28 protein-coding genes are annotated in these 26,295 nt (G+C 64.2%); 10 read left to right on the top strand and 18 right to left on the bottom strand.

The features are described from left to right. The first annotated feature begins 69 nt into the window (after nt 1-69). The 3 genes from LAC81_RS11005 to LAC81_RS10995 all read left to right on the top strand — a co-directional run bounded on the left by LAC81_RS11005 (nt 70) and on the right by LAC81_RS10995 (nt 2,112). On the top strand, nt 70-954 hold the full coding sequence (locus tag LAC81_RS11005; RefSeq protein WP_223727806.1) for a glycine betaine ABC transporter substrate-binding protein: 885 nt from the start codon (nt 70-72) through the stop codon (nt 952-954). After that, nucleotides 951-1,658 carry a L,D-transpeptidase gene (locus LAC81_RS11000; protein ID WP_223724810.1) on the top strand — a complete coding sequence of 236 codons (708 nt, stop codon included), beginning with the start codon at nt 951-953 and terminating at the stop codon, nt 1,656-1,658. The genes LAC81_RS11005 and LAC81_RS11000 overlap by 4 nt, the downstream gene beginning before the upstream one ends. A 160-nt stretch (nt 1,659-1,818) precedes the next feature. Further along, a complete protein-coding gene (locus LAC81_RS10995; RefSeq protein WP_223724809.1) occupies nt 1,819-2,112 on the top strand; it encodes a hypothetical protein in 294 nt (97 codons plus the stop codon). 30 nt (nt 2,113-2,142) lie between these two features. On the opposite strand, the gene LAC81_RS10990 is transcribed toward LAC81_RS10995, so the two are convergent. Continuing rightward, nucleotides 2,143-3,669 (bottom strand): arylsulfatase B, encoded by a 1,527-nt coding sequence (locus LAC81_RS10990; RefSeq protein WP_223724808.1) that lies wholly within the window; start codon nt 3,667-3,669, stop codon nt 2,143-2,145. Nucleotides 3,670-4,488: 819 nt separating this feature from the next. Continuing rightward, on the bottom strand, nt 4,489-5,091 hold the full coding sequence (locus tag LAC81_RS10985; protein WP_223724807.1) for a class I SAM-dependent methyltransferase: 603 nt from the start codon (nt 5,089-5,091) through the stop codon (nt 4,489-4,491). Between the two features lie 274 nt (nt 5,092-5,365). Between LAC81_RS10985 and LAC81_RS10980 the strand changes: the two genes are divergently transcribed. Then, nucleotides 5,366-6,028 (top strand): LysE family translocator, encoded by a 663-nt coding sequence (locus LAC81_RS10980; RefSeq protein WP_223724806.1) that lies wholly within the window; start codon nt 5,366-5,368, stop codon nt 6,026-6,028. A 142-nt stretch (nt 6,029-6,170) separates the two neighbouring features. Here LAC81_RS10980 and LAC81_RS10975 read toward each other — a convergent pair whose 3' ends face one another. Then, nucleotides 6,171-6,620, bottom strand: coding sequence for a hypothetical protein (locus LAC81_RS10975; RefSeq protein ID WP_223724805.1), 450 nt, complete (start codon nt 6,618-6,620; stop codon nt 6,171-6,173). A 228-nt stretch (nt 6,621-6,848) separates the two neighbouring features. Further along, the gene (locus LAC81_RS10970) at nt 6,849-7,421 is read right to left on the bottom strand and encodes a hypothetical protein (protein WP_223727805.1); all 573 of its coding nucleotides are present in this window, start codon (nt 7,419-7,421) and stop codon (nt 6,849-6,851) included. 580 nt (nt 7,422-8,001) lie between these two features. Between LAC81_RS10970 and LAC81_RS10965 the strand changes: the two genes are divergently transcribed. Together LAC81_RS10965 and LAC81_RS10960 are read left to right on the top strand one after the other, a co-directional pair. Continuing rightward, complete coding sequence (locus tag LAC81_RS10965; RefSeq protein WP_113538958.1) at nt 8,002-9,231, top strand: PLP-dependent aminotransferase family protein; 1,230 nt, start codon at nt 8,002-8,004, stop codon at nt 9,229-9,231. 266 nt (nt 9,232-9,497) lie between these two features. Next, nucleotides 9,498-10,268 (top strand): siderophore-interacting protein, encoded by a 771-nt coding sequence (locus tag LAC81_RS10960; protein WP_223724804.1) that lies wholly within the window; start codon nt 9,498-9,500, stop codon nt 10,266-10,268. A gap of 101 nt (nt 10,269-10,369) precedes the next feature. On the opposite strand, the gene LAC81_RS10955 is transcribed toward LAC81_RS10960, so the two are convergent. Continuing rightward, nucleotides 10,370-11,785, bottom strand: a complete 1,416-nt coding sequence (locus LAC81_RS10955) for an MFS transporter (RefSeq protein ID WP_223724803.1) — start codon at nt 11,783-11,785, stop codon at nt 10,370-10,372. A gap of 150 nt (nt 11,786-11,935) precedes the next feature. On the opposite strand from LAC81_RS10955, the gene gcvA reads away from it, so the two are divergent. After that, nucleotides 11,936-12,880: a transcriptional regulator GcvA gene (gcvA, locus tag LAC81_RS10950; protein WP_223724802.1), complete on the top strand. Its 945-nt coding sequence runs from the start codon at nt 11,936-11,938 to the stop codon at nt 12,878-12,880. Nucleotides 12,881-13,028: 148 nt separating this feature from the next. After that, nucleotides 13,029-13,583 (top strand): recombination regulator RecX, encoded by a 555-nt coding sequence (recX, locus tag LAC81_RS10945; protein ID WP_223727804.1) that lies wholly within the window; start codon nt 13,029-13,031, stop codon nt 13,581-13,583. 25 nt (nt 13,584-13,608) lie between these two features. On the opposite strand, the gene LAC81_RS10940 is transcribed toward recX, so the two are convergent. Together LAC81_RS10940 and LAC81_RS10935 are read right to left on the bottom strand one after the other, a co-directional pair. Beyond that, complete coding sequence (locus tag LAC81_RS10940; protein WP_223724801.1) at nt 13,609-14,076, bottom strand: group III truncated hemoglobin; 468 nt, start codon at nt 14,074-14,076, stop codon at nt 13,609-13,611. A 150-nt stretch (nt 14,077-14,226) separates the two neighbouring features. Then, nucleotides 14,227-14,736, bottom strand: coding sequence for an NUDIX hydrolase (locus LAC81_RS10935; RefSeq protein WP_113538965.1), 510 nt, complete (start codon nt 14,734-14,736; stop codon nt 14,227-14,229). Nucleotides 14,737-15,017: 281 nt separating this feature from the next. Between LAC81_RS10935 and LAC81_RS10930 the strand changes: the two genes are divergently transcribed. Both LAC81_RS10930 and LAC81_RS10925 read left to right on the top strand, forming a co-directional pair. Beyond that, complete coding sequence (locus tag LAC81_RS10930) at nt 15,018-16,685, top strand: arylsulfatase (RefSeq protein ID WP_223724800.1); 1,668 nt, start codon at nt 15,018-15,020, stop codon at nt 16,683-16,685. A gap of 111 nt (nt 16,686-16,796) precedes the next feature. Then, nucleotides 16,797-17,228 carry a GNAT family N-acetyltransferase gene (locus LAC81_RS10925; protein WP_223724799.1) on the top strand — a complete coding sequence of 144 codons (432 nt, stop codon included), beginning with the start codon at nt 16,797-16,799 and terminating at the stop codon, nt 17,226-17,228. A gap of 24 nt (nt 17,229-17,252) precedes the next feature. On the opposite strand, the gene LAC81_RS10920 is transcribed toward LAC81_RS10925, so the two are convergent. From LAC81_RS10920 to LAC81_RS10870, 11 genes are all read right to left on the bottom strand, one after another. Next, nucleotides 17,253-17,594, bottom strand: a complete 342-nt coding sequence (locus LAC81_RS10920) for a DUF6616 family protein (protein ID WP_223724798.1) — start codon at nt 17,592-17,594, stop codon at nt 17,253-17,255. Between the two features lie 54 nt (nt 17,595-17,648). After that, complete coding sequence (locus LAC81_RS10915; RefSeq protein ID WP_223724797.1) at nt 17,649-18,443, bottom strand: DNA alkylation repair protein; 795 nt, start codon at nt 18,441-18,443, stop codon at nt 17,649-17,651. Beyond that, nucleotides 18,440-18,964, bottom strand: coding sequence for a MarR family winged helix-turn-helix transcriptional regulator (locus LAC81_RS10910; protein ID WP_223724796.1), 525 nt, complete (start codon nt 18,962-18,964; stop codon nt 18,440-18,442). The genes LAC81_RS10915 and LAC81_RS10910 overlap by 4 nt, the downstream gene beginning before the upstream one ends. Before the next feature lie 78 nt (nt 18,965-19,042). Further along, nucleotides 19,043-19,834: a DUF1194 domain-containing protein gene (locus tag LAC81_RS10905; RefSeq protein WP_223724795.1), complete on the bottom strand. Its 792-nt coding sequence runs from the start codon at nt 19,832-19,834 to the stop codon at nt 19,043-19,045. A 79-nt stretch (nt 19,835-19,913) separates the two neighbouring features. Beyond that, entirely contained in the window at nt 19,914-20,732 is an 819-nt protein-coding gene (locus LAC81_RS10900; protein WP_223724794.1) for an arginase family protein, read from the bottom strand. Between the two features lie 138 nt (nt 20,733-20,870). Continuing rightward, on the bottom strand, nt 20,871-21,755 hold the full coding sequence (locus LAC81_RS10895) for an NAD(P)/FAD-dependent oxidoreductase (RefSeq protein WP_223724793.1): 885 nt from the start codon (nt 21,753-21,755) through the stop codon (nt 20,871-20,873). A gap of 168 nt (nt 21,756-21,923) precedes the next feature. After that, nucleotides 21,924-22,358, bottom strand: coding sequence for an Rrf2 family transcriptional regulator (locus tag LAC81_RS10890; protein ID WP_223724792.1), 435 nt, complete (start codon nt 22,356-22,358; stop codon nt 21,924-21,926). Between the two features lie 429 nt (nt 22,359-22,787). After that, entirely contained in the window at nt 22,788-23,519 is a 732-nt protein-coding gene (locus LAC81_RS10885; protein ID WP_223724791.1) for a hypothetical protein, read from the bottom strand. A 78-nt stretch (nt 23,520-23,597) separates the two neighbouring features. Continuing rightward, nucleotides 23,598-24,521, bottom strand: coding sequence for a DMT family transporter (locus LAC81_RS10880; RefSeq protein WP_223724790.1), 924 nt, complete (start codon nt 24,519-24,521; stop codon nt 23,598-23,600). 16 nt (nt 24,522-24,537) lie between these two features. Next, nucleotides 24,538-25,503 carry a DMT family transporter gene (locus LAC81_RS10875; RefSeq protein WP_223724789.1) on the bottom strand — a complete coding sequence of 322 codons (966 nt, stop codon included), beginning with the start codon at nt 25,501-25,503 and terminating at the stop codon, nt 24,538-24,540. Beyond that, nucleotides 25,500-26,075: a TetR/AcrR family transcriptional regulator gene (locus tag LAC81_RS10870; RefSeq protein ID WP_223724788.1), complete on the bottom strand. Its 576-nt coding sequence runs from the start codon at nt 26,073-26,075 to the stop codon at nt 25,500-25,502. The genes LAC81_RS10875 and LAC81_RS10870 overlap by 4 nt, the downstream gene beginning before the upstream one ends. Between the last annotated feature and the right edge of the window lie 220 nt (nt 26,076-26,295).

Below are 26,295 nucleotides of genomic sequence, written 5' to 3'. Positions count from 1 at the left end.
AAGGGAAAGTCGAGGTTTCTGCCAGCGGCGCTGGCTGCCATATTCGCCGCATCCGTGGCCCTTCCGGTCATGGCCGCCGACCTGGTGATCGCCATGCCGAACTGGCCGTCCGGCCAGGCAACGGCCAATATCCTGAAGGTGGGCATCGCCAAGAAATTCGGTCTCGACGCCGAGGTCAAGGAGCTTGGCACGCTCAATGCCTTCGTCGGCTTCGAGACGGGTACGGTCGATATCCAGCCGGAAGTCTGGCGGCCGAATTTCGAGGATGTCGTGCGCAAATACGTGACCGACAAGGGTGTCGGCCAACTGACCGAGCGCAGCGTACCGGCCTGGCAGGGGCTCTGCGCCACGCCGGAAGCGGCCAAGACGATCAAGTCGGCGGCTGATCTCAGCAATCCTGACAAGACCAAGATCCTCGACACTGACGGCGACGGCAAGGGCGAGATGTGGATCGGCGCTGCCACCTGGCTTTCGACCGGGATCGAGCGGGCGCGGGCGGCCGGCTACGGCTACGACAAGACGCTGACGCTGTTCGAGGCGGAAGAGGAGGTGGCGATGGCGGCCGTCGATGCCGCGGTCGCGACCGACCGGCCGATGGTCTTTTACTGCTACGCGCCGCATCACGTGTTCGAGTTGCACCAGATCGCGCGGCTCGAAGAACCGCCGCACGATGCCGCCAAGTGGAAGATCCTGCCGCCGAGCGACCCGCTCTGGGTCTCGAAGTCCAGCGCCTCGACGGCCTGGGAGGCGGCGCATTTCCAGATCGCCTATGCCACCGCCTTCGGCAAGAAACACCCTGACGTGGCGAAGTTCCTGGAGAAGGTGGATTTCTCGCCGGAGGAAGTGACGAAGATGAGCTACGCGCTGGAGGTCGAGCGGCAGACGCCGGCCGACTATGCCAAGAAATGGGCCGAGGACAATGCGGCGCGCATCGACGGGTGGGCCAAGCCATGACCGGACATTCTGAAGACAACGGCTTTGATCACGTCGGTCAGCCCGTTTGGACCCGGCGCAAGCTCGGCGTCGCGGTGCTTGCCGCTGCCCTTGCCCTCGGCCCGCTCGCTGCTTGGGCGCAGACGCAGATCTACGACGCCCGCACCAAGAAGTGGGTGAACTACGACAAGAAGAAAGCGCGGCAATATTTCGCCCGCAACAACCAGTTGCCGGAGGCCTTCCGCCGCCAGGTGGTGACCTTCCGCACGGCGGAGCAGCCCGGCACGATCATCATCGACGGCAATCAGCACTTCCTCTACCTCGTGCAGCCCGGCGGCCAGGCGATCCGCTACGGCATCGGCGTCGGCCGCGAAGGTTTCGGCTGGGCCGGCATCGTGCGCGTCGGTCGCACGGCCGAATGGCCGACCTGGACGCCGCCTGCCGAAATGGTGGCACGCGACCCGAACGCGGCGAAATGGGCAGCCGGCATGCCCGGCGGGCCGGACAATCCGCTCGGCGCCCGCGCGCTCTATCTCTACGAGGGCGACCAGGACACGATCTACCGCATCCACGGGACGGTGGAGCCCTGGACGATCGGGCTCGACGTCTCCTCCGGCTGCATCCGCATGAACAACGACGACGTCATTGACCTGCACTCGCGCATCGCGATCGGCGCCAAGGTGATCGTGCTGATGCAGGGGGCGGCGCTCTACAAGGGCGTTTGAGGCGGCAGGGATGAGGCGGGTCGCCCGCCCGGTGGTGCGCCTTGCGAGCGCCGGGACATTAGAGATCAGCCGCCCGGGGGTTCGCGCGACCGATCGTTCGAAGGAACAGGGATAGAAGATCCGAAGGGGAGGATACGTGGTGAGCGAGGGGATATTGCGTATGAAAGGCCTTGTTCTGGCGCTGGCGGCCATGACCGCGATCAGCGGCTGCCAGTCCGCGCCCAAGCCGGAGGACATGGCCCGCACCAGCCTGCAGACGGCGCCGGCCGACCTGCAGCTGCTCTGCGCCCATGCCGCGGCCGGCGCAGCGCTGGTCGACAGCTCCAAGGTGCTGCCGACCAGTTCGCGGGCGCTCGACGCGACCTCCTACAGCGTCGACCTCGACGCTGGCGGCCGCAAATACAGCTGCATCGTCGATACCACCGGCAGCGTGAAATCGGTGACGCCGGTTTAGGCGGCCAGGCGCCGGGCCTGTCGTCAATGGTCAGTCACCCAGGCTGAACAGCGTTGCAGGGTCGGCGACGACCGGCGGCGCGTAGAAGGTCAGCCGCGCGGCATCCATGAGAAGAAGCGGCTGGACCATCTCGCCGGCAAGCCTGGTGATCCAGTCCTGAAGTTCGTGCACCCTGTCGCCGTTGTCCGCCGAAAGATCCCTGGTCTCGGACGGGTCGGCGGCCAGGTCGAAGAGTTCCAGCCTGGAGGGCAGGGCCGCCTTCCACACGAGCTTCCAATTGTCCTTGCGCACCGCACCGGCCAGCGGATCGACATTGTAGACGAGTTCCCCGCGTGGCGAAGGCTTGCCTTCGCTCAGGGCCGGCCAGAGGTTCATGCCGTCGAGCGGCTTGTTCTTGCCAAGTGGTGCGCCGGCGATCGCGGCCAGCGTCGGGTACATGTCGACGACATGGACCATGCCGCCGACCTTGCCCGGCTTGATCCTCTCGGGCCAATTGGCAAGCGCTGCGACGCGGGTGCCGCCCTCGTAGAGCGTGCCCTTGCCATCGCGCAAGGGGCCGTTGCTCGCCGGCAATCCGCCGCTGACCTTGCTGTCGCCGGCAAAGAGCGAGCTTGTCACGCCGCCATTGTCGCTGTGAAAGACGATCAGCGTGTTGTCGCGCATGCCACGCTTTTCAAGCGCCGCCAGCAGCTTGCCGATGCCATCGTCGAGCACGGAGATCATCGCCGCATAGGCACGGCGGTTTTCATCCGCAATGTGCTTGTAACGGTCGAGATATTCTTCGGGCGCCTGGAACGGCGTGTGCGGCGCGGTGAAGGCGAGATAGAGGAACAGCGGTGCTGCGGGATCGTGCCCATCCACCACCCGCACGGCCTCGTCGCCGAAGAGCGTGTTGTCGAACCCGGTTTCCTCAAGCGGCTTGTTCTCCCGATACCAGTCCTTCACGCCGTGGGAGGAATGCTTGAAGTGATCGATTTCGCCGACCAGCGCGCCATAGAAGCTGTCGAAGCCGCGCTGTTTTGGCCAGTATTCCACCTTGGCATGGCCGAGATGCCACTTGCCGACGAGCGCGGTCCTGTAGCCGGCGTCCTTCATGACCTGAGACAAGAGGTACTCGTCGAGCGCCAGCCCGTAGGAGCCGGGCGAGGGGATGACCCCGGTCTGCAGCCCGTAGCGCAGGGGGTAGCGGCCGGTGAGGAAGGCGGCGCGCGTCGGCGTGCACATCGGCTGGGTGTAGAATGCATCGAAGGTCACGCCCGTTTCGGCGAGCCTGTCGAGATTGGGCGTCCTGATGTCCGAGCCATGAAAGCCGACATCGGCAAAGCCAAGATCGTCGGCGATGATGTAGACGATGTTCGGCGGCGTCGTGCCATTGGCGAGGGCCGGGGAGGGCGAAAGCCCGCCAAGGCTCAAGGGCATGCCGGCCGCAACGGCCATCGCCGCCCCTCCGCCGAGCAGCGCCTGCCGCCGCGTCGGGCCCTTGCTGCCCTTGCCGGTTCCGGTCGCCTCAAGGTCACGAGCGCTCGCGCCCGCGCGGCCCGCTTGCAGTTCAGACATGCGCACCCCCTGGAAATTTGCCCCACCGGACGGTGGATCTCGTCTATTCGAAATTCCTAATGTCTACACCTCCCGGTAGCGCCGTCAATCGGTTTGGCGGGCGACCAAGGGTCGGGTTTTGCCTCACATCGCTTCGGTCACGGGCAAGGAGGAGGATGTCGACTTCGGCTCCGGACCGTTGCCTCAGAGGGGCCGCCCAACGTCGACCGATTGGAGCGAAATCAAGCCGTTCGATGTTCAGGCGGGGTGATGGATTTGCGATCAGTCTCGGCAAGGGAAAACGAAAATACCATTGTGCACTGCCGAAATATTTTGCTGCAAGGCAATAATAGTGTTGAGTAATATTCACGAAAATTCAGTATATCCCGGGATTTTTCTTTCAAACCTAAAAAATATGTGCTCTCATAGGTTTAGTTGGAAGGAGGACATGCCATGCTCTCATTCTTCGAGCACTTTGCACTTTTCGACGCCTTGATCGTTGCGGCGATCTGCACGCTTCTGATCCTGAGTTACTTCAGTCGCGAAGCCTGAGGCGTCAGGATTGGGGATACCGGTTGTAGCCGCTGCGGGCCGTCGGCGGCTGCCGTTTGGGCGCGCTTCATCGACAATTTCCTGTTTATCCCGCTGCTCGGCGCGGGTATCGGCCTGTGGGCTGTCTTTTTCGCGCCAAGCACCTACTTGCGAATGGTCTCCATGCCCAGCGTGCTGCTGGGCTTGATGTTGTTGCTTGGTGTGTGAAGCCTTTTACGCGACAGTCTTAGGCGTCGCTCCCCTCAGTGACGGGGCCGGCCAAGTGAAGATGCTGGCTAAGAACGCGCATCAGGCCGAACGGATTGCCGCCACATGCAGCCAGCGGGTCGGCTCGCCGTCGTAGCCACTGCCATCGGCCTCGCTGATCTCGATGTCCGACCATCTGGCGTCCTCGAAGCGGCCGTGGAGCCATTCGGCCGAGGGATAGTTGAAGTAGCGGCCGAAGCGGTCGTGGCCTTCCGTCTCGCCTGCCTTGAAACTCGCCTGCAGAAGACCGCCCGGCTTCAGCGTCCGGCGAATGCGCGTGAGCACGTCGGCAAGCTCCGCGCGCGGCACATGCAAGAGCGAGGCCTCGGCCCAGATGCCGTCGAACCGTTCTTCCCAAACGATCTCCTGAAACCTTGTCACTTCGACCTTGCGGCCGATGCGCAGTTCGGCTTCCCGCGCGAGATCCGCCGAGCCGTCGCAGGCGGTGACGTCGAACCCGTGCTCCAGAAGAATGAGACTATCGTGGCCGCCGCCGCAGCCGAGGTCGAGTACGGCAGCGCCCGGCGACAGTCGACGCATGAAGGCCTCAAGGCGAGCGGTCGGCGGCTTGCGTTCGCGCGCCGCATAGGTGGCGGCATTGTCGCGGTAGAAGGCGAGGGTGTCGTTCGTTTCGGATTTTGTCATGGGTGCTTTTGGGATGTCGATGCTGCAGGAGACGGGGAGGCGAGGCTGGGGAAGGGTGGGCGTCCCGCCTTCTATTGCGGGATCTGCAGACGTCGAGGTTTTCCGCTCACCATTCATTCCCGCCGAAGTCCTCTGCCGGCGACGTTTTCGCACAGACTAGACGAAGATGGCGGCAGGCGAAGAAAAAAGTCGGCCCGCCGTCACCGCGCGGCTGATCGACAGGCCGGAAGCTTCCGGCTAAGCGTGTGAATGCTGACCCGAACCGGAATCTCCGATGGCCGATCTTCCCATTCTCCTGACCTTCGTTGCCGCACTATTCGTTCTCGAAATCACGCCCGGTCCGGACATGATGCTGGTTCTCGCACGCGGGATCGGGCAGGGCCGCCGCGTGGCGCTGCTGACGGTCGTCGGCATGGTGTTCGTTGCGGGCGTGGTGCAGGTGAGCCTCCTGGTTCTGGGGGTCGCCTCGTTGCTGAAGGCCTATCCCGCCGGTCTCCTGTTGCTGCAATGGGTGGGCGCTGCCTACATGCTCTATCTCGGTGCGCGGATGGTCTCGTCGAGTTTCGGCAAGGCTGCCACCAAGAAGCGGCTGGCAGCGGCCGACGTCTCCGATTGGCGCGCGGTTCGCGAGGGAACGATCAACAGCCTGACGAACCCGAAGTCGCTGCTCTTCATGTTCGCTTTCCTGCCGCAGTTCGTCGACCCGGCTGCCGGCCCGGTGTGGCTGCAGCTTGCCGTGCTCGGCACCGTGCAGAAGCTTGCCGGTATCCTTTCGCTCGGGTCGGTAGCACTCGCTTCGGGTACGGTCGGGCAGGCGCTCTACCGTTTTCCGACGCTGCTCGTCTGGCAGCAGCGTTTCACCGGTGCGGTCATGCTCGGGCTCGGTTTCCGGCTTCTGTTCACAGGCAACGCCAGCACACCAGCGGTCAGAACGTGACGCGGCGCCTGCCCCCGCTGATGGCGGGGACAGCGCATTGGGCGATCTGGCGGCAACAGGTCGAGTGCCCGGCGGATTGCCGCGCTCTGCCTCTTCATGTTGGTCGTGGCCGGTTGCTGCGAGACCGATCCTTCCTACGGCCTCACTTGGCCGCCTGGGTGGTGCCGAGGACGTAGTCTCCGTCCCAGTGCCAGATCTGCTTGTCGTCGACCGTGACCTTGACGATCGCCTGGAAGCCCGCGAGCGTGCCGCTGCCGGCATGAAACGCGCAGGTGCCGAGCGGCGGCTTGGCCGTATCGTAGACGACGCAATAGCCGAGCGCCGAGTCACCGTTTCCAACCGAGATGACGGCGGTGCTGCTGGAGAAGAGGGGATTGGCGACCACCGGTCCATAATAGAGGATCCTGGTGCCAGCCGGGATCGCTTCGAGGTTCGATTCCGTGATGGTGCAGAAGCTCGGGGTGTCGCCGGTGAACTGGCTGCACTCCTTGGCGATCTTGAGGGGGTGCGTCTCCGGCGCTGCGGGTGCGGCGGACGCCGCTTGCGCCAGCGCCAGGATGGCGCCAGCTGACAGGATAAACAGTCTGCTCATAGCCTAGTCCCTCCGGTCGAATTGAGGGCCGGAATTTTACGCTCCGCTTGCTTGCCCGGCAATTTGCCACTTTGGATTATCAGGGCACCGGGTACTGCGGTCGACCCGTACTGAAGGCCTCGCAAAGCGCCGCATCGGGCGGGCTGAGCCATCCGGTCGAAAGGCAACGAAACACCATCCCGCAAGACGCTGTGCTGCGGGATGGGGACGGCCGAGGGGGTATCTTGCCTACTGCTTGCCGCCGGTGGTCAGCTTGCCCATCACCTCGTCGAGGTTGAAGCTTGCCGGTTTCTGGCGGATCGGGAATTCCTCGAAGCTTTCGAGCCATTTGGCGATCATCGCCTGCGAGGGCACGAGCAGGAAGGCGCGTTCGGCCATCCAGCGGTCGTATTCGAAGGATTCCGGGCCGCGCTCGAACGGGTCGGAACGCAGATTGAAGATCAACGGTACACGCATATTGGTGAATTCGCGCTGCCAGACGCCGATGCCGGTGTGTTCCTGGATCTTGAAGTTGATCTTCCAGTCCTGCACGCGCACGGCCACCAGTTCGCCGTCGTCGTTCCAGTAGAGGAATTCGCGGCGCGGGCCGTCGGCAACTTCGCCGCGGAAGAAGGGCATCAGGTTGTAGCCGTCGAGGTGGACCTTGAAGGTCTTGCTGCCGGCCTGATAGCCGGTGAGGCATTTGGCGACGACATCCGGTTCGCCGGCGGCGGCACAGAAGGTGGGTATCAGGTCGTAATGCGAGAACATCTCGTTGTAGACCGTGTTCGGCTTGATCACGCCCGGCCAGCGGATCAGCATCGGCACGCGAAATCGGCATCGGAAACCGGAGGCTTGTTCATGGCACGTCGCTCCATATCGCCAGAGGGGCTTGAAACCTTGTGCCGCGTCGTTCCTGCGATCGGGATGGGCCGAGGGAAAATCATGCGGCACGATAAAGTGCTACAGCGGCCGTCAGCGTCCCATCGGACATACGGCACTGTCATGAAAGACAATCGGTGGACGCGAGACTGTGCGCGCGGTTGAACCAGACGCCAAGGGCGTAACAGTTACACGGTGCCTTGCTTTACCTTATGGCGCGTGGCATTCCGGTTGAACTGACGTAACGTCAGGTCTTGGACGCTACGTGCAAAGAGCCCGAAAAGCCCGAAAAACGCACGGAATTAGGTCAATAATATTGACATAAATTAGCCGTCGTGGTCCTGTCCGTTTCACCGTCCAGAGCATCCTGCTTTCAAGGGGGATCGCTCGAAGCGGAAAGATGCTCTAACAAAAAACCAGAGCGTCCTTTGTGCGTTCACACGAACGCACGGCGCTCTAGAATGACGCGGGAGGAAGCGGAGAACCGCTTTCCGCACTATAATCTCTGAGGAAACGACCCATGCTGGATTGGGAACATATCTTCGCGACGCGCTCGAGCCGGATGCGCGCCTCGGAAATCCGCGAACTCTTGAAGCTGCTCGACCGCCCCGACATCATCTCGTTTGCCGGTGGCATTCCCGATCCGGCGCTGTTTCCGGATGCGGAATTCAAGGACGCCTATGCGGAAATCTTTGCAGGCCCGACCGTAGGCGCGGCGCTGCAGTACTCGGTCAGCGAAGGCTACAAGCCGCTGCGCGAATGGCTCGCCAAGCAGATGGCGGCGCTCGGTATTCCCGCCGGCGTCGACAACATCTTCATCACTTCGGGCTCGCAGCAGGGCCTCGACTATCTCGGCAAGCTGTTCCTGTCGCCGAACGACACGGCGCTCGTCACCTGGCCGACCTATCTCGGCGCGCTGCAGGCCTTCAATGCCTATGAGCCGACCTACGACCAGCTGAACCCGAACGGCAACCGCACGCCGGAGGCCTACCGCCAGGCGGCAGACGAAGCCGGCGGCCGCGTCAAGTTTGCCTATCTTTCTGCCGATTTCGCCAACCCGACCGGCGAGACCGTCGACCGGGCCGGCCGCGAGCGCGTGCTGGCACTGGCCGAAGAGCTCGACATCGCCGTGATCGAAGACGCGGCCTACCAGTCGTTGCGCTACGACGGCGAGCCGATCCCGCCGATCCTGGCGCTTGAAATCGCCAAGAAGGGCGACATCAACAACACCCGCACGATCTATTGCGGCTCGTTCTCCAAGACGCTCGCTCCCGGCCTTCGCGTCGGCTGGGTCGTCGCCTCGGACAAGGTGATCCGCAAGCTCGTGCTGATGAAGCAGGCCGCCGATCTGCACTCGTCGACCATCAACCAGATGGCGATCTGCACCGTTGCCGAGCGCGGCTTCGACCAGCAGGTGGCCAAGATCCACCGGGTCTACAAGCAACGCCGCAACGCGATGCTGGCGGCTCTTGCAAAGTACATGCCCGAAGGCGTTTCCTGGACGAAGCCGGAAGGCGGCATGTTCGTCTGGGTCACGCTGCCGAAGGGCATGGATGGCGCGGCACTGTTGGCGAAATCGATCGAGACCGCCAAGGTCGCCTTCGTTCCCGGCCGCGCCTTCTTTGCCGATGGCTCGGGCGAGAACACGCTGCGCGTTTCCTTCTCCTGCGCCAACGACCAGATGATCGACGAGGGCATCCGCCGTCTCGGTGACCTCATCCGCGGTGAGGTCGCGGCGCTGGCCGCTTAAGGCTTCGAGCGCTCCTGTTTTGAGAAACGCGTCCGTTCCGGCGGGCGCGTTTTTCTTTTGGCTGGAAAAACCTTCCTGTTTTAGTCAAGATGACGCATTGATCGAAGCAGGGCCTTCCGATAGTTAGAACGTGACATGACCGGGCCACTCCCGGCCACGTAAGCGTTAACGTCACTCAACGCGTATGATCGAACGGCCAGAAGCGGCTTCGATCTGCGCGACTGTGTCCTGCGGATCGAGCTTTCAAGGCCCTCCAAAGGATGAAAATGGACAATTCTCCCACCTATTCCGATCTCCCGACGCCGCGCATCGAGCGTGTTCGCCATGAGCTGAAGCGCCGCTCGCTCGTCGTTTCCGGCATTGAACGGGTGACGCCGGGTATGCTCCGGATCACGCTTTCCGGTGAGGATCTCGCCGACTTCGTCAGCCTCGGGGCTGATGATCATATCAAGGTCTTCGTGCCCGGCGCCGATGGCACCGAGGAACGCCGGGACTATACGCCTCGGCGCTACGACAACGACGCGCGCATTCTGGCGCTTGATTTCGCTTTGCACGAGGCGGGCCCTGTGACCGCCTGGGCGATGGCGGCCTCCGTCGGGGACAGGCTCGAAATCGGCGGGCCGCGCGGTTCGGCGGTCGTGTCTGGAGATTTCAGGCGCTGGCTGCTGATCGGCGACGAGACGGCACTGCCTGCGATCGGGCGGCGGATCGAGGAAACGCCGGCGGGTCATCAGATCACCAGTATCGCCGCTGTCACCGGGCTGGACGAGCGACAGAAATTCCGCACCGAGGCGGCGCTCACCACCCATTGGGCCTATCGCCCGCTCGCTGAAGCGCACGATCCCGGAACGCTGCTCGCGGTCGTGCGTCAGGTTCCGCTCGAGCCCGGCACCTTCGTCTGGGTCGCGGCAGAAGCGACGGTGACGCGGGCGATCCGCGCCCATTTCGTCGAGGAGCGGGGCCTGCCGCTTTCCTGGCTCAAGGCCTCCGGCTACTGGTTGAAGGGCAAGGCGGACAGTACCGAGAAGTTCGAATAGCCCCCGGACGTGTGGTCGATCACCGAGGACAGCCTGGCGATCGACCACGTTCGTTGCCGGGCGCTCCGCTGTGGCAAGGCCGCAGCCGGCGTCGGGCTCTCTCAGCCGCGGCGATTGATCAGCTGCGCAAGCAACGTCAGCACGGCGAGTGCGAGGATGACGACAACGCCGGGATAGAGCATTGCAAGCTCGGTGCCGGGCGTGATCGCAGCGGTGACGACGGCAAGGCCGCAGGCGCCGCCGACCTGCAGCGCGCTGTTGAGCAGACCGGCGGCAAGCCCCTGTTCCTCATCGGCGACGCCGTTGGTGCCGGTGACCATCAGCGCCGAGATGCTGAGTGCAAAGCCGATGCCCCAGAGGAGCGAAGCCGGCAGGAGCACGGTCCACAGATCGGGCGTCGGGCCGATGCGTAGCATCATGAGATAGCAGGGCACGAAGGCGACAAGGCCGACCATCAGCACGCGGTTGACGCCGAAGCGGTTCATCAGCGCGCCGAGCTTCGGCCCGAGGATGACGACCATGAGGCCGGCCGGCAGCAGCACCAGCGCCATGTGCAGCGGTTTCCAGCCGTGCAGGTTCTGCAGGTAGAGCGCCATCAGGAACTGAAAGCCCATGGCGCCGCCATAGAGCAGGGCGGCGCTGACATTGGCCGCCACCAAGCTTTTGTTGCGGAAGATCCCGAGCCGGATCAGTGGCTCGGCGACACGGCGCTCGATCAGCACGAAGGCGAGGAGGAGCAGGGCGGAGAGCGCAAGGCCACCGATCGTGCGCAGCGAGCTCCAGCCGGCATCGGCCGTCGCGGCGACGGTGAAGACGAAGAGCAGCATGCCGGCGACGAGGGTGACGGCGCCGGCGATATCGGGCCGCAGGCGTCCGGTGCGCGGCGGGTCCGGTGGAAGAAATCGCAGGGCGGCGATCATCAGGAGCACGGCGATCGGCGCCGGCAATACGAATATGTACCGCCAATCGAGCCCGGCGAGCAGGCCGCCGACGATGAGGCCGGAAGAGTAGCCCGAGGCTTCGAAGAGATTGAAGATGCCGAAGGCCTTGTTGCGGTGCGGACCTTCGGGGAAGGTCGTGGTCAGCAGCGACATGGCGGCCGGCCCGGTAAAGCCCGCCGTCATGCCCTTGATGAAGCGCGAAACGATCAACAGAAGCGGATCGTTGGTGACCGTGCCGAACAGCGACACCACGGCAAAGACGCCGAGCCCGGCCACCAGCACGCGCCGGCGGCCGAAAAGGTCCGCGCAGCGCCCGCCGAGCAGCAGGAAGCCGCCAAAGGCGAGGATATAGGCGCTGACCAGCCATTGGGCGGTGACGGCGCTGATGCCGAACTCCGCCTGGATTTCGGGGATTGCCACGGCGATCATCGAGATATCGAGCCCATCGAGCAGGATCACCCCGCTGAAGATGAAGAGCGCCACCCAAAGGCGGGGCGGCCACTTGAGCGCATCGCTGCGGCCGACCGGCGGGTCGCCGACGGCCCGCTCGTCACTCGGGGTCAAGCCAACTGACATATATTCTCTCCACGGAAATGGGGCGTCGGCACGCGGACATACGCGGTCCCGATCACCCGGATCATCAATGCGTCAGATCTTCCCCGATTGATCAAACTATGAAAAACAAGTAGTTCTCGATTGATCATTAAACTGGGCTTGAAGATATCCATGAGCCGAATGCTGCCAGGGACGCGCGCGCTGAGGACATTCGAGGCGGCCGGCCGCCATCTGAACTTCACCCGCGCGGCCGACGAGGTGGGGCTGACGCCAGCGGCCGTCAGCTACCAGATCAAGGAAATCGAGGATCAGCTTGGCCTCGTGCTGTTCACGCGCACCAGCCGCAGCATCCAGTTGACACCGGCTGGCGCGGTCGTGTTCGAAGCGGCCGTCCAGGCGCTCGAGACCTTGCAGGGGGCAGTCGGCCGCGCCCGCAAGATGGCGCGTGGCGCCCGGCAGCTGCGCCTGTCGCTCAGCCCACGTTTTGCCACCAACTGGCTGCTGCCGCGGCTGTCGCAGTTCCGCGCCGCCCACCCGGCGATCGAGCTGACATTCGACATCAACGACGAGGTGAGGGACCTAGAAACCGAAGATGTCGACATCGCCATCCGCTTCGGTTCCGGCCGCTATGCGCAGATGCGGGCGGAGCGGCTGTTCGAGGCGGTGATTGCGCCGGTTTGCAGCCCAAAGCTGATTTCCGCCGGCAGCGAACCGAAAAACCCGCGCGACCTCTTCGGCCATACGCTCTCTCACGTCGAGTGCTACACCGAAGGCATGCTCTGGCCGAACTGGCGCATGTGGATGGCGGCGGCCGGCATCGACGATTTCGACGACAGCCGATGCGTCGCCTTTTCCGACACGAGCCATGTGGTAGAGGCGGTGATCGACGGCGGTGCCGTCGGGCTCGTCGACCTGGCGATGATCAAGAACGAACTGGCGGAGGGCCGCCTGGTGCGGCTGTTCGACATCGGCGTCAGTCTTGGCGGGGACTATGCCTATCACCTGGTCTATCCCGAAAGCGCGAGCCAGGATCCGCGGATCATGGCCTTCAGCGACTGGCTGCTTTCGGAAGTGGGGCGGGCAAAGGCGGCGCCGGCCTCGGAAATGGCCGGCTGACGTTGCTGCCGCGGCTCGCGGCCGAAACAATCCGGGAAAAGTGGGGCACGGGCCCTCCCGCGCAATTGCCTTGCTTCAGGGAGTCAGGTCATTTCTCCCCTTCAATGCGACCTTCCTTGATTGGGCGAGGGACGAGACGAATTTGGACCTGGAAGACGAGACGGATCAATCGGATCAGCCGACGCCGCGCATGTATGCCTGGGCGCGCAATTCCGCTGCCTATCGCCTTCATCGCCAGATGCTGACGGAGAAGCAGCTCTTCGACGCGATCGCCCGCAAGGCGCGGGAGAAGTTCGAGGATATCAGCGTCACGCAGGTGGAGCTGCTGGCCGCTGCCGCCGTGACCTTTGGCTACGACAACGGGGCGCTCAACGATGCCGCCTATGCCGAGGTCAAGACCCGGTCGGGCATGCGGGGCGGAAAATCCAAGCGCGCGATCGCGCAGAAACTATCGCAGAAGGGCGTCGCCAAGGGCGATGTCGCTGCCGCGATCGCAGAGGCCGACGATCTCTACGCCGCCGTGGTGCTTGCGAGAAAACGCGCCTTCGGTCCGTTTCGCAAGGTCGATCTCGACGAGAAGCGCTCGGCAAAGGAGCTCTCCGCCTTTGCGCGGGGCGGCTTCAGTTTCGAACTGGGCAAGCGGGTCTTTTCGATGTCGTTCGACGAGGCCGAGGAAATCCTGATCGAGGGCCGCTCGCTCTGATGGCCGCGGCCCTTACGCTGGCGCTTCACCCGCGTTTCAGCGCGGGGTCGTCAAGCGCGGGATTGTAGAAGAGGGACAGTGTCAGGCTGCGGGCGATGCGTTCGGCCGTGGCCATGAACCAGGCCTTTGCCTCCGGGTTGGGGGCGATGTCGTCGAGCGTCGTTGAGAAAAGCGCCAGCCATTTCGGAAAGAGATCGGGCGTCATGTTGGCAACGCCGACATGGGCCTGAACCGGCTTGCCGCCATAGGCGCCGTTGCGGAAGGCGACGGCCGACCAGAAGCTCTTCATCTTTTCCATGTGCTCCGGCCAGCGCCCGGAAAGGCGCGCGTCGAAGACCGGGCCGAGCTCCGGATGGGCGAGCACCCGACCATAGAACGTATCGACCAGATGGCTGATGAAGGCGTCATCGACGCCGATCGCCTTCATTTCGGCTTCCGCCCGATCGCGGATCGCCGCGACATGGGCGGCACGGCCCTGCAATTCGTCGTTCATCTCTTTACCCCGGCATGGGTTCCCGGCTTGGGCCACTCGGCTCTGCGGCCTCATATAAGCGCTTGCGCCGCCGCTGCCAAAGGCCGAGCCGCCGATTGCGGCAATCTGTCTTCAATGCGCATGGAGCGAGTGGCGACACCGCGCCGGCACTCAGCGCGGCGTGAACTCGACCAATAGCGATTTCAGCTCGATCTCGCGCACGCGGCGCGCCGCCTCGTCGGGGCTGACCCAGGCGAGAATGCGCTCGCCGCGCTCCTTGAAGTCGTCGCTGATTTCGTTGACTTCGATCTGGAAGATATCGACCACGCAGGGCACCACGTCGCCATCGTCGAGCGCTTTCAGATAGGTGTAGCTGCCGACCGGCTTCTTCCTGACCTTGCCGCGTACGCCCGCCTCCTGCCAGGCCTCGATCGCTGCGGCCTCGAACGGTTTCTTGCGCTTCATCGGCCAGCCCTTGGGAATGACCCAGCGGCCGCTCTCGCGCGAGGTAACCACCAGGATCTCGATGTCGCGGCTCTCTTTCACGCGGCGGAAACACAGGGCTGCATATTGCTGGCGGAACGATCCTGAAAACAGCTTTTCGGGCGATCTTGCCAGTTGCTGCAAGATCGTTCCGGCCTTGGCGGGCTTTGGTGGGCTGTCTTTCTTGGTCGATTTCATGCGGCCCTTTTCTGTCGCTCCCCGTTTTCAAAGCGCTGGCAGTTTGCGGCGATACTAATGGCAACCGCCTGATACGTGGAAGCGATAGTGGATGGCAACCGCCTGATCGCTCCCGCTTCATCCACGGAATACTTGCGCTGGCGAAGCAGGCAGCGCCGCATGCAGGGCGTCCCACTTCGTAACTGTTACGTACTTGCCCCGTCATCGTTGAAGCGCATCATCTCGTTCAACCGGAAATCGCAGTGCATTTCACCCCATCGACTTGAGCCAAGGAGAAAGCGATGAGCGCGCATGACGGTAAAGCCAGTTCCGCGACGGCCGACAATGGTTGCGGGGTAACGGATGTCAGTCGCCGAGACCTGCTCTTGAGTGGCACCATCTTCGCAGCCGCCTCGCTGGTCGCCTCCGGCGCTTCGGTGAGCCCGGCCAGGGCACAGCAATCTTCCTCCTCCAGCGGCAAGCCGCCAAACATCCTCGTCATCTTCGGCGACGATATCGGCGTTCCGCAGATCAGCGCCTATACGATGGGCCTGATGGGCTACCGCACGCCCAATATCGACCGGATCGCCAAGGAAGGTGCGATCTTCACCGACAGCTACGGCCAGCAGAGCTGCACAGCAGGCCGCGCCTCCTTCATCCTCGGCCAGGAGCCGTTCCGCACCGGCCTCTTGACGATCGGCATGCCGGGCGACCCGCACGGCATCCAGGACTGGATGCCGACGATCGCCGACGTCTTGAAGACCAAGGGCTATTCGACCGGCCAGTTCGGCAAGAACCATCTCGGCGACCATGACGAGCATCTGCCGACCAATCACGGCTTCGACGAGTTCTTCGGCAACCTTTACCACTTGAATGCCGAGGAAGAGCCGGAAGGCTATTTCTATCCGAAGGATCCGGAATTCAAGAAGAAGTACGGCCCGCGCGGCGTCATAAAGTCTAGCGCCGACGGCAAGATCGAAGACACCGGCGCGCTCAACACCAAGCGCATGGAGACGATCGACGAGGAGTTCTTGGCAGCCGCCAAGGATTACATCGACCGGCAGGTAAAGGCCGACAAGCCGTTCTTCTGCTGGTTCAACTCGACCCGCATGCACGTCTTCACCCACCTGAAGCCCGACTCGCTCGGCAAGACCGGCAAGGGCATCCATGCCGACGGCATGGTCGAGCATGACGGTCACGTCGGCCAACTCCTGCAGCAGCTCGACGAGCTCGGCATCGCCGACAACACCATCGTGCTCTACACCACAGACAACGGCGCCGAACTGGCGCTTTGGCCGGATGGCGCGCAGACGATGTTCCACGGCGAAAAGGGTACCACCTGGGAAGGCGGTTTCCGCATTCCGATGATGGTGCGCTGGCCGGGCGTGGTGAAGCCGGGCTCGCAGATCAACGAGCCGGTGACGCTGATGGACTGGCTGCCGACCTTTGCGACGGCTGCAGGCATTACCGACGTCAAGGAGGAGATGAAGAAGGGCTTCAAGGGCACGTCGAAGACCTTCAAGGTGCATCTCGACGGCTACGACCTGACGGGGCTGTTGAAGGGCGAGGCGAAGGAGCCGCCGCGTGACTCGGTCTATTACTTCGACCAGGGCGGCAACCTTAACGCCATCAGATGGAACGACTGGAAGCTGAGTTTTGCCCAGGCAAGCCACGGCAACATCGCCACCGCCACTCGTGAAGTGCCGAGCTGGGCCGTCATCGCCAACCTGCGCATGGACCCCTATGAGCGCGGCATGGAAGACGGCGGCGGGGCGATCGAGTTCCTGGCGCGCAACATGTGGCTGCTGGTGCCGATCCAGGGCAAGATCAAGGAGTTCTTCGCCGACTTCAACGATTATCCGTACCAGTCCGGAAGCACGCTGAATGCCAGCGGCATCAACTACGGCTGGCTGCAACAGCAGGCGGCGCTGAAGAAGCTCAATGAACTGGAGAGCCTGGCTCCGCGCTGATGAGATAATCCCCGCCGCCGGCTTGCGCTGGCGGCGGGGATTGACTGTACGCAGTGGTTGCACAGCGCCGCTTGCCGGACTAGTTTCCCGCGAAATTTGCGGGAACTGACCATGCGCATTCGACCTGCGGTCAAGGACGACCATCCGGCGCTCTGCGCGATCGACACCGTTGCAGTGGGCGATCCGAGGCGAACGGTCGACATCGCCGGCTGGGTCGCGCAGGGCTGCTGCCATCTGGTCGAGATCGATGGCGAAGTGGCGGCCTATGGCGTGCTGACGCACCATTTCTTTGGCCATGCGTTCATCGAGATGCTGATGGTCGGTGCGTCCTGGCGCCGGCGTGGCCTCGGTGCGGCGCTGATCGCGCATTTCCAGGCGATGTCCTCGGGGGCGAAGCTCTTCAGCTCGACCAACATGTCGAACCGCCCGATGCAGGACCTCTTGGTCAAGGCCGGATTCCGGCCCAGCGGCTATATCGACAATCTTGACGAGAACGATCCGGAGATCGTGTTCTACAGCCCCCTCGAGCCGAACGCGACTTGAGGGGGCCGATTTGGCATTGGCGGCTCAAGCGGCTTCGCCGAGTTGCGTGAGGTGGCCGGCAAAGTCGGTGCCCTTGCCGCCGGCGTTGATGGTGTCGAAATATTCGTGCCAGCCCGATTGGGCGATACCGGCGACGAGGGCTTCGAGCGCTGACGCATCCGGGCAGCGCCAGACGGCGAAGAAGCTCTGCGATGCCGCATGCAGCTTCGATTGGTCGACCTTGCCGAAGGTGATGAGCTCGACGCCGAGTGCCGAGAGAGCCGGCATGGCGGAGCCGATCGCGGTCAGGAACTGCTGGCGTCCCTGGTGGGGAAGGGCGAGCCAGGCCGGCTTGGCGCTGTAAAGTTCGGTCAGGTAGTGAGGCATAGTCTGCTTTCTTCTTGTCAGTCTGAGGTTATGCAATTGCGGGCGGGTGCGGTTTCACCCGTCTCGGGACGTGGATTTCGTGGGGATGGACCGAAGTGCACGGCGGCAGATGCGCGCCGTCGCCGGGCTCAAGCTTTCGGCGGACCAACGCGCGCAGAGCGCTTGGACCCACTCGGGCCGATCCTTGGCCGCATCGTTCAGCCAGTTGCCGACGGAATCCTGCACGTAAGGCGAGGGATCGGCGCGCAACGGCTCGAGCACGGGCAGCGCGCGTTCGGGCTCCTTCTTCAAGGGCGCGATATGGGTGCACCAGACGCCGCGCGGGCGGATTGATTCCGAGGCGAACCGGCGGATGCGTTCGGATGGATCTGATGTCCAGCCGGCCGCCAGCAGGGCGATCGCTTGATCCAGATCGGCGGAAAGATGTGGGCGGACGGCAATCCAGGCCCATTCGCGCACACCGAAATGGCCGTCGTCGGCCAGCGGCCGGATTGCGGCCAGCCGCTCGGCGAGGGGCATGCCATCCACGGCTGCGACCATGAAACAGGCCCAGCCCCGCGCCGTGTCCGAGGAATGATGCGCAAGCTCTTGCAGCGCAGAAGGACCGAGGCTTTCCGCGATCAGCTTTGCGGCGAGCGGCATGCGCCGGGAAATGCCGGCCGAGGCGGCCGCTCTCATCTCGGCAAGGGCATCGTCGCCGATGCCGGGCAGGATGCTGCCCATGAGTGCCGCAAAATCGACCGCGAGGCACTCGGTCAAGGTCGCGGCTTCCGCGCCGGCGTTCAGTTGCGCCAGACGCTCGGAGCCGATGCTGGCGACGCCGCGTGCTTTGGTCTCGCTTTCGGTCACGGCTGCGTTTCCGGGCTGTTGCGCGGCGTGGCCCCGGCCTCAAGATTTTGCCGGATGCGCTGCAGCAGTCTGTGGAACGTCTGGTGCTCTTCAGCGTTGAAGCCGGCAAACAGCGAGGCGATCCAGGCGCTGTGTTCGCCGAGCAGGTTGCCTGCGGTCTTGCGGCCGGTTTCGGTCAGGACGACCGCGATCTTGCGGCGGTCATCGAGGCCCGAGCGGCGCACGACGAAGCCGTCACGCTCCAGACCGTCGATGAGCCCGGTGATGGTGGCGCGCGTCACGCCGGCCCGGTCGGCAAGCTCGTGCGGAGACAGGCCCGCGGGTTGATCGTTGAGCAGGAAGAGGATAACGAACTTGCCTTCCGAAAGCCGGTGGGGTGCCAGTCTTGCGGCGCAGTCCCGGTCGATCGCGCCGGAGAGCGCCAGCAGTTCGAAGCAGGCGCGCATGTTGCCGGTCTCGGCGACCGCCCGACGCTCGGCTTCCTGCAGCAGGGCCCGGTGTTTCTGTTCCAGCATTGTCATAAGGCGACAGATAATAAGGCGCCTAACCAGAGTCAAGCAATTGCGCGTTCTTGGCTGTGGATGGGGCGGTGTGCCGGTCTAACGTCCGATCATGCGCTCCTGCATCTCCTCGCCGATGAAGCAATTGTAGTCCTTGCCGTATTGGGCCGGCCGCACTGGCGCCCTATCCAGGCGGCTCACTTCCTGGCCGGAGATCTCCGTGACGAGTTTGCGCAGGATCGCCTTGGCGAACTCGCTGCTGTCCGTCACCTTCACGAGAAAGGCGCCGTCGCCGCCGATCACGCATTCGCGGTAGTAGGCGTCGAGGTCCGGGATCGAGGCGCTATCGGGTTGCTGCGTCTTCAGCATGATCGGCAAGCCATCGATGGTGATGCCACGGGCGACGGTGGAATTGCGGGCGACGGGGGCGGGCACACCGGAATTGTTGGGGCCGTCGCCGGAGATATCGATGACCCGGCGGCTGCCCTCGAAGGGGCTGAGATCGAACAGCCGTCGGGTGAAGGCAAGCGTGTTGGAAATTGAGGTGAAGGCGATCCGCCGGATCGGTTGCCGGCCGAGAAGCTCGGAATATTGCGCTGCCGTGCCGCGACCATCGATCAGCGTCCAGGGCGTGACCTGTACCGCTGCGCCGCCCCATTCGACATAGGTAACGGCGATGCGCCCGAGTGGGCCGTTCGCGACGGCCTCGATCAGCGCGGGCTCCAGAAAGGCGGCGACATAGCCCTGTCGCTGGATACGCTGCTCGTCAAGCTCCATGGAGTAGGAGACATCGACGGCGAGCACCAGTTCGAGGTCGACCCTGAACGGCTCGGCGGAGGTGCTTCCGCAAAGCAAAAAGGCGCAGGCAAGAAGGACCGATCTGAGCACCATCGCAGCCGTGACCCAAGCGCAAGCGGGAGGATCATGCTACGCCCAAACCGGCTTTGCGCAATGCGGCGCGGCTTCGGCGTCAGCGGCCAAGCTTCTGCAGAAGCGGTTCCAGGGCCTCAATCAGCGGTTCGGGCGAAATCGGGTCACCGCCCTCGGACCAGGCGTTCTGGAATTCGGCGATCTCCAGCCCGACGACCTCGCTCCGGGCAAGGATACCGCAAGCTGCGCGCAGCTCATCGAGCGACAGCCCGTTTTCATGCTGGTAGTCGGTGGGCACGATGCCGGGGTTCAGCACGTCGCAGTCGAGGTGGATATAGACCGGCCGGCCGGCGATGGCCTCCGCCAGCCTTTGCGCAAGGTCGGGACCGGGGCGGATATGCGGAATGCGCTTCGTCTCGATGAGTTCGGCCTCGAAGGGATCGAGGTCGCGCTGGCCGACGAGCACGATGTTTTCGAGCGAGAGCCCGTCGCCGAGGCCGGATTGCCAGAGGCCACAGGGCCCTGACAGCGCCAGCCCGCCGAGATAGCCGGTGCTGCTTGCCTCTGGTGTGTTGAGGTCGCCATGGGCGTCGAACCAGACGACGACCGCATCCGCGTGGTGCCTGGCGACGGAAGGCAGCGTTGCCAGCGCGACGGCGCAACGGCTAGTCGCGGCAAGCGAAAACGATCCTTCGGCGTAAACTGCGTCGAAGCGATCTCGCATGCGCCTGAGCGCCGGCATCGCGGCTTCGAGCTCAACCGTCCAATGGCCGTTCATCGCCGGTTCCGGGACTCCGATCGTGACAGCTTCGAGGCCGAGTTTTCTGGCGAGATGGGCGGCAACGGACTTCGCGCCGGGAATGCCGAGGTCGTTGTGATCGCCGGCGCGACCCTGAAAGCAGGTAAGGGCAATGGGCATCGGTGGTGGCTCCAACTCGCGTTTGCAGCGAACGAAGCACAGAGGCCGTCGATTTGGCAAGGCTGGAAACCGAACGGCGCAAAGCGGTTGCGTCCGTCCGGTATTCCTGCATGCCAGCGTCCTTGCTAGGTGTGCCTTCTATCCGAACACCAGCGAGCGGTGCAGTTGCGCGCCGGCCCAGGCGCCGTCGCCGACGGCAAGCGAGACGGAGTGGGGAACGCGGCCGACGTCGCCGCAGGCATAGGCGCCGGGAATGGTGGTTTCCTTCGCGGCCGTCGCCCGGATCTGCAAGCCCATCGGCGTCTCCTCGATCTCGCAGCCGAAGCGTTCGGCGATGTCGCTTGCGGGCGTGGTGCGGGTGGCGACGAAGAGGCCTGCGAAGGGCAGGCGGCGGCCATCCGTCAGTACCACATCGACATGGCCTTCGAGCCTTGCGACCGGGGTCTCGTCGATGGTGACGCCGCGCCTTTCGAGGTCGGCGCGTGCTTCGGCGTCCGGTGTGACGATGCCGTTGGTGAAGAAGGTGACCTTGCCCCATTCGGGAATGAGCTGGGCCTGGTGGATCGACATCGGGCTTGCGGCGATGACGGCGATCTCGCCCTGGTTCAGCTCGTAGCCGTGGCAATAGGGGCAATGGAAGGCGCTCTTGCCCCAGCGCTCGGTCAGCCCCTCGATCTGCGGCAGGCCGTCCTTGACGCCGGTTGCAAAGAGCAGGCGCCGGCCTTCAAGCGCGGCGCCATTGGCTGTGGTGACGACGAAGACATCCTGCTTGCCGCTGGCTTTTTCGGCGCGGCCGTCGATCCAGGTGAGCGTGGGGTAGGCGCGCAATTGTTTGCGGGCGCTCGCGGCGATCTCGCCGGGGTCGATGCCGTCCTGGCCGAGGAAGCCGTGGGAGTGGCTGGCGAAGCGGTTGCGGCGAATGCCCTCGTCGATGATCGTCACGCGCCGGCGGGCACGCAGCAGCTGGAGGGCGGCGGCCATGCCGGCATAGCTGCCGCCGATGATGATGACGTCCTGTTGCATGGGGCTTCCTTTCGGTTGGGCGCAGGCCAGCCCACCGGTTTCTTGAACCAGTGTTTCTACCCGGGCTTTGGGCAATAGGGTTCCGGCCGGAAAACCGCGATCTAAGCGGTCCCGGGATAACCGGATGTGTCGGGATCGATCACGTCAGGACGGATCGATCGGCTGCTGTCAGTGCGATCGGAGCCGGTGCCGCCGAGCAAAGTCCTCGGCGAGGTCGGCAAGGGTCACGTGGGCGAAACGGTCTAGCAGCAGCGCCTCGGCCTCCGCAAAGGCGGTATCGAGGGCGGCGTTGACCGCCTGTTCGACGAGGCATTCCGGCATTTCCTGCCGGTTGCCGATGGCAAAGATCGCGGGTTCACCGAGTGTTTCGTGCAATTGCCGAAGCGTCACGGTCTTGAGATCGGCGGTGATCGCCCAGCCGCCCGCATGGCCGCGGGCGGAGGAAACGATGCCGGCATCGCGCAGGAAACCCATGGTGCGACGAACGACCACCGGATTGGTGCGCATGCACGTGGCAAGCTCGTCCGAGGTCAAGGGCTCGCCGCGCTCGGCCATGTGCAGGAGCGCGTGCAGGACGGAGGAAAGGCGGCTGTCTTTTTTCATGTAACTTCAATTATTACGAATCGAGCCGCGATGCAAGAGGCGAACGGGGAACGGAGCCAGGTGGGTTTCGGAGCCCAGCTTTCGATTTCAAGTCACGCAGTGGGGCAACGCATTTTCGCAGCCCGAGGGTTTCTTCCCGTGGACCGAAAGGCGTCGCGCCGGGATCGCATATCCTGCGCTGACGCGCGGCTGCTGGATCTCTGTGGCGAGCACGGAGATGAGGGTGGGTGGGGGCCCCTTGTGGCAAGCAGACAGGGAACTTTCGGCGCCAGTGACGCTAACAAGGGCTCCTTCATTCCTGTGCTTGTCACAGGAATGAAGGAGCCCAAGTCCTTGGGCTGAAACGACTCTTTCGCGCAGAAGACGCGCCGCCGCCTCGCCCTGTGACGCGCGCAGGGATGAGGGTGGGGAAGCATCCGCCAAGCGCGATTACGACGCCAGATGGATGGCGCCGTAGGGATTGTACTTGAAATCGTCCTCGTCGTAGCCGTCGACGGGCAGCAATTTGGCGCCGCGGCGGGCCAGCACCGTCTCGACGCCGTCGCCAAAGAGTTCCTCGGCGACGGTATCGATGATCGCGCTTAGCGCCAGTTCGTTGTCGGAGACGCTTCTTGGTACGTAGACTTCGGGTATCCCAATCAGGTGGAAGCCGATGCTGTAGAGGTGGTCAGTCGTCCCGATCGGCCGCTTGCCAAAGGCGAGGCGGCAGGGGCGGGCAAGGGCGGCGCCCGTCTGGCCTTCCGCGTCGCGGGCAAGCTCTCTCCATCTGGCGACGCCGTGCGCGACGCCGGCACTCTCGCCCTTGGCGGCAACGATGCCGTTTTCGAGGGCATGAACGATGAGGCGAAGCGCCATGGCTGAATTGGTAACAGCATCCGCCGCCCTCATCGGCGGGCCGAGCACATAGATGACCGAGCGATGGTCGCTGACGGCCTCCTCGTCGGCTTCGTTCCAGGCGCCCTCCTGCACGCGATCCCAGCAGACATCGAAGGACATCGGCATGCGGTCGTCCGGCGCGTCCTCGGAAAAGGTGTAGTCGATCTCGAAGCCGGGGGCGAAACGCTCGATCGCCGACTGGATCATTTCACAGAGTTCGGAGAAAGGGCGTTCTGCGCCGAGCAGGCAGAGCACGTGACGTGGTTCGATTTCGGAAAAGCTCATGACCGATGCCCCCAAGTGGTCTCAGCGAAGCTGTCGCAGACACCACTGCAAGATGCAATCCGTCACTGGGTGGCTTTCTTAGGCGTGCGTCGGACTCTGGCCCCGTGCTACGATGACGATGCCGACCAGCGAGACGACGAGGCCGGCGGCCATGGCCCAGGAGAGGGGCTCGCCGAACATGACGAAGGCCCAGATCATCGTCACCGGCGGGCTGAGATACAAAATTGCGGTGACGCGGGCGGGCGAGGATTTCTTCAGCGCCAGGTAATAGAGGCTCCAGGCGCCGAAGGTGGCGACGAAGACCAGCCAGAGGATGCCACCGACAAAGCCCGGATCGAGAACCGGCAGAACGCTGCCTTCATGCCAGGCAAAGAGCGCGAAGATGGCTGCCGCCGAAAGGCACTGGATGCAGAGGCTTTGGTGCACCGGCATGGCGCCCGCCGGGCTGCGCTTCTGCAGGAGGGTCGCCAGCGCCAGCGACAGGGTGCCGAGAACGGGCAGGCCATAGGCCCAGAGCGGCACGTCGCCGATATCGAGCGACCAGCCGGAGGCGATCAGGACACCGGTCAGCCCGATGAAGGAGCCGAGCCACTGGCGGGCGGTGAGCGCCTGGCCGAGGACCGGCCAGGAGAGAATGGCGACGGCAAGCGGCAGCATGTCGGTGATCAGCGCCACCAGCCCGGTGGGCACGCCATAGGAGATCGCCAGCGCGAAGCCGGCGAGATAGCCGGACATGGCGAGCGCACCGAAGAGCATCTGCGGCACGGCCTCCTTGAGGCGGATCTTCGGCCCGATCGTCAGCGCGAAAGGCAGCAATACCAGGCCGGAGACGAGGCTGCGCCAGAGCAGGATCAGAAAAAGCGGCGCGTGATCGATGGCGAAGCGGATGCCGACGAAACCGGCGCTCCAGGAGACCACCAGCGCTGCCTCGAGCAGGACCAGGACCAAAATCGCCCACACTCGGTTTGACCTGCGGGAAGGCAGCGCGGCAACGTCGCTCATATCAAGGGATCCGGTGTCAGCGGGTGGGGAGGGCCACGTCGATAGCGGCTGCGGATTGCCGAGGCTTGGTGCGGCGGCGGCCGCCCGGTATCGGCAGTGTGAGGATGAAGAGCGAGCCGACGATGAGCCCGATGCCCGCCCAGCCCTCGGCCGGCAGGCGCTCGCCGACGATGACGACGGCAAGCACGGCGGCAATCACCGGTTCGAGCAGCGACAGCGTGGTCGCCATGGTGGCCGACACGCGGGCGAGGCCATAGGCGAAGAGCACATAGGCGACGAGCACCGGCACGAGCGCCATGTAGATGCCGACGGCGACGTTGGTCCACGACGCCAAAAGCGGCGCGCCGGTGACGGCGAGCACCGGCAGGAGCAGGGTGCCGCCGACGCCGAAGATCGAGCCCATGGCGGCGCGCGGCGGAATGCCCGCCTGCATCAGCCGCCGCGCCACCCAGGAATAGAGCGCATAGAGCAAGCCGGAGACGAGACCGAGCAGGATGCCGTAGAGCACGGTCGGCCCGTCGGCAGCGCCCACACTGCCGTGGCCTTCCGAAAGGACGAGAAGCACGGCGCCCGAGAGGCCGGCGGCAGCACCGAGCAGCCAACGGGTCGTCAGTTTTTGTCCGTCAAAGATTCGCTCGATCACGGAGGCCGCGAGCGGCGCCGAGCCGATGGAGATGACGGTGCCGATGGCGACGCCGGCCAGATGCATGGAGGAGTAGAAGGCGAGCGGATAGATCGCGACCGAGAGCGAGCCGAGGATCAGCATCGGCCATTGCGCGGCGATCTTCGTTCGGCTCCTGACGATCGAGTGCAGCGCCGTCAGCGCGAGCAGCAGGCCGCCAAGGCCCATGGCGACGGCACCGATGCCGAGTGGGCTGACACCTCTAGCAAAGGTGGCGGTCGTGCCGGTGGTGCCCCAAAGTGCGGAAGCGGTAAGCACGCAGGCGAAGCCGACGAAAGAAGCGGAAGTCCTGGAGGTCATAGCTGGTCCATGATCGAGATGGCGATCCGGCGCGCGGTCTTCAGCCGGGCATCGTGACCGTCGAGCCCGGCGCGCGACATGGCGCCTTCGAGCAAGAAGGAGAGGTGCTCCGCCGTCTCGTCGACGGCGGTACCCGCGTCGGGCCGCATTTCCCGGAGATATTGTTTGAACAGCGTTTCCACCTCGTCCTTCTGCGAGGCGACGATCTCGCGGGCGGGATCGCCGACGGAAAGCTCGGCTGCGGCATTCAAGAGCCCGCAGCCGCGAAAGCCCCAGGAATAGGCCATTTCGGCATGGTCGACATAGCTGTCGAAGATCGCGAGAACCCGCTCTCGCGGCGTTGCCGCATGGGCCAGGCGCTCGCGGTAAAGGTCCTGCCATTCCCGGTGGCGCGCCTCGATATAGGCGTTCACCAGGTCGGTCTTTGAGGAGAAGTTGTTGTAGAGGCTCATCTTGGCGACGCCGGCATGGGCCGTGATCGCATCGATGCCGGTGGCGCCGACACCATCCCGATAGAAAAGTTCGGCTGCCGCTTTCAGCAGGCGCTCGCGCGCCGGCGCTCTCTCGCTCATCGCTTTCTCCAGTCTTATAGGTAGACCGATCTACCTAATTTGTTCCGATGTCAAGCCCCGGGACTGAAAGGCGTGGACGTGATGGCGTTCCGGTGGCGGATTCGCCGCGGCGGTAACTGTTACGTACTTCCCCTCGCGCCGGAGGGCTCTACTTGGTGACAGCAGATTTTGTCGGAGCGGGGCCAAGCGCTTCACGGCTTGGTGCCCAGGCTTTCAAACG

This window comes from Ensifer adhaerens (genome assembly GCF_020035535.1).
Lineage (GTDB): Bacteria > Pseudomonadota > Alphaproteobacteria > Rhizobiales > Rhizobiaceae > Ensifer.
The sequence above is the reverse complement of the archived record's forward strand: the minus strand, read 5'-3'. Positions and strand labels throughout refer to the sequence as shown.

What these genes read in the sequence shown, in the direction of transcription:
- LAC81_RS11005 (WP_223727806.1), top strand. Translation starts at nt 70, where the DNA reads ATGGCCGCCGACCTGGTGATCGCCATGCCGAACTGGCCGTCCGGCCAG.
- LAC81_RS11000 (WP_223724810.1), top strand. Translation starts at nt 951, where the DNA reads ATGACCGGACATTCTGAAGACAACGGCTTTGATCACGTCGGTCAGCCC.
- LAC81_RS10995 (WP_223724809.1), top strand. Translation starts at nt 1,819, where the DNA reads ATGAAAGGCCTTGTTCTGGCGCTGGCGGCCATGACCGCGATCAGCGGC.
- LAC81_RS10990 (WP_223724808.1), bottom strand. Translation starts at nt 3,669, where the DNA reads ATGTCTGAACTGCAAGCGGGCCGCGCGGGCGCGAGCGCTCGTGACCTT.
- LAC81_RS10985 (WP_223724807.1), bottom strand. Translation starts at nt 5,091, where the DNA reads ATGACAAAATCCGAAACGAACGACACCCTCGCCTTCTACCGCGACAAT.
- LAC81_RS10980 (WP_223724806.1), top strand. Translation starts at nt 5,366, where the DNA reads ATGGCCGATCTTCCCATTCTCCTGACCTTCGTTGCCGCACTATTCGTT.
- LAC81_RS10975 (WP_223724805.1), bottom strand. Translation starts at nt 6,620, where the DNA reads ATGAGCAGACTGTTTATCCTGTCAGCTGGCGCCATCCTGGCGCTGGCG.
- LAC81_RS10970 (WP_223727805.1), bottom strand. Translation starts at nt 7,421, where the DNA reads ATGCTGATCCGCTGGCCGGGCGTGATCAAGCCGAACACGGTCTACAAC.
- LAC81_RS10965 (WP_113538958.1), top strand. Translation starts at nt 8,002, where the DNA reads ATGCTGGATTGGGAACATATCTTCGCGACGCGCTCGAGCCGGATGCGC.
- LAC81_RS10960 (WP_223724804.1), top strand. Translation starts at nt 9,498, where the DNA reads ATGGACAATTCTCCCACCTATTCCGATCTCCCGACGCCGCGCATCGAG.
- LAC81_RS10955 (WP_223724803.1), bottom strand. Translation starts at nt 11,785, where the DNA reads ATGTCAGTTGGCTTGACCCCGAGTGACGAGCGGGCCGTCGGCGACCCG.
- gcvA (WP_223724802.1), top strand. Translation starts at nt 11,936, where the DNA reads ATGAGCCGAATGCTGCCAGGGACGCGCGCGCTGAGGACATTCGAGGCG.
- LAC81_RS10940 (WP_223724801.1), bottom strand. Translation starts at nt 14,076, where the DNA reads ATGAACGACGAATTGCAGGGCCGTGCCGCCCATGTCGCGGCGATCCGC.
- LAC81_RS10935 (WP_113538965.1), bottom strand. Translation starts at nt 14,736, where the DNA reads ATGAAATCGACCAAGAAAGACAGCCCACCAAAGCCCGCCAAGGCCGGA.
- LAC81_RS10930 (WP_223724800.1), top strand. Translation starts at nt 15,018, where the DNA reads ATGAGCGCGCATGACGGTAAAGCCAGTTCCGCGACGGCCGACAATGGT.
- LAC81_RS10925 (WP_223724799.1), top strand. Translation starts at nt 16,797, where the DNA reads ATGCGCATTCGACCTGCGGTCAAGGACGACCATCCGGCGCTCTGCGCG.
- LAC81_RS10920 (WP_223724798.1), bottom strand. Translation starts at nt 17,594, where the DNA reads ATGCCTCACTACCTGACCGAACTTTACAGCGCCAAGCCGGCCTGGCTC.
- LAC81_RS10910 (WP_223724796.1), bottom strand. Translation starts at nt 18,964, where the DNA reads ATGACAATGCTGGAACAGAAACACCGGGCCCTGCTGCAGGAAGCCGAG.
- LAC81_RS10905 (WP_223724795.1), bottom strand. Translation starts at nt 19,834, where the DNA reads ATGGTGCTCAGATCGGTCCTTCTTGCCTGCGCCTTTTTGCTTTGCGGA.
- LAC81_RS10900 (WP_223724794.1), bottom strand. Translation starts at nt 20,732, where the DNA reads ATGCCCATTGCCCTTACCTGCTTTCAGGGTCGCGCCGGCGATCACAAC.
- LAC81_RS10895 (WP_223724793.1), bottom strand. Translation starts at nt 21,755, where the DNA reads ATGCAACAGGACGTCATCATCATCGGCGGCAGCTATGCCGGCATGGCC.
- LAC81_RS10890 (WP_223724792.1), bottom strand. Translation starts at nt 22,358, where the DNA reads ATGAAAAAAGACAGCCGCCTTTCCTCCGTCCTGCACGCGCTCCTGCAC.
- LAC81_RS10885 (WP_223724791.1), bottom strand. Translation starts at nt 23,519, where the DNA reads ATGAGCTTTTCCGAAATCGAACCACGTCACGTGCTCTGCCTGCTCGGC.
- LAC81_RS10880 (WP_223724790.1), bottom strand. Translation starts at nt 24,521, where the DNA reads ATGAGCGACGTTGCCGCGCTGCCTTCCCGCAGGTCAAACCGAGTGTGG.
- LAC81_RS10875 (WP_223724789.1), bottom strand. Translation starts at nt 25,503, where the DNA reads ATGACCTCCAGGACTTCCGCTTCTTTCGTCGGCTTCGCCTGCGTGCTT.
- LAC81_RS10870 (WP_223724788.1), bottom strand. Translation starts at nt 26,075, where the DNA reads ATGAGCGAGAGAGCGCCGGCGCGCGAGCGCCTGCTGAAAGCGGCAGCC.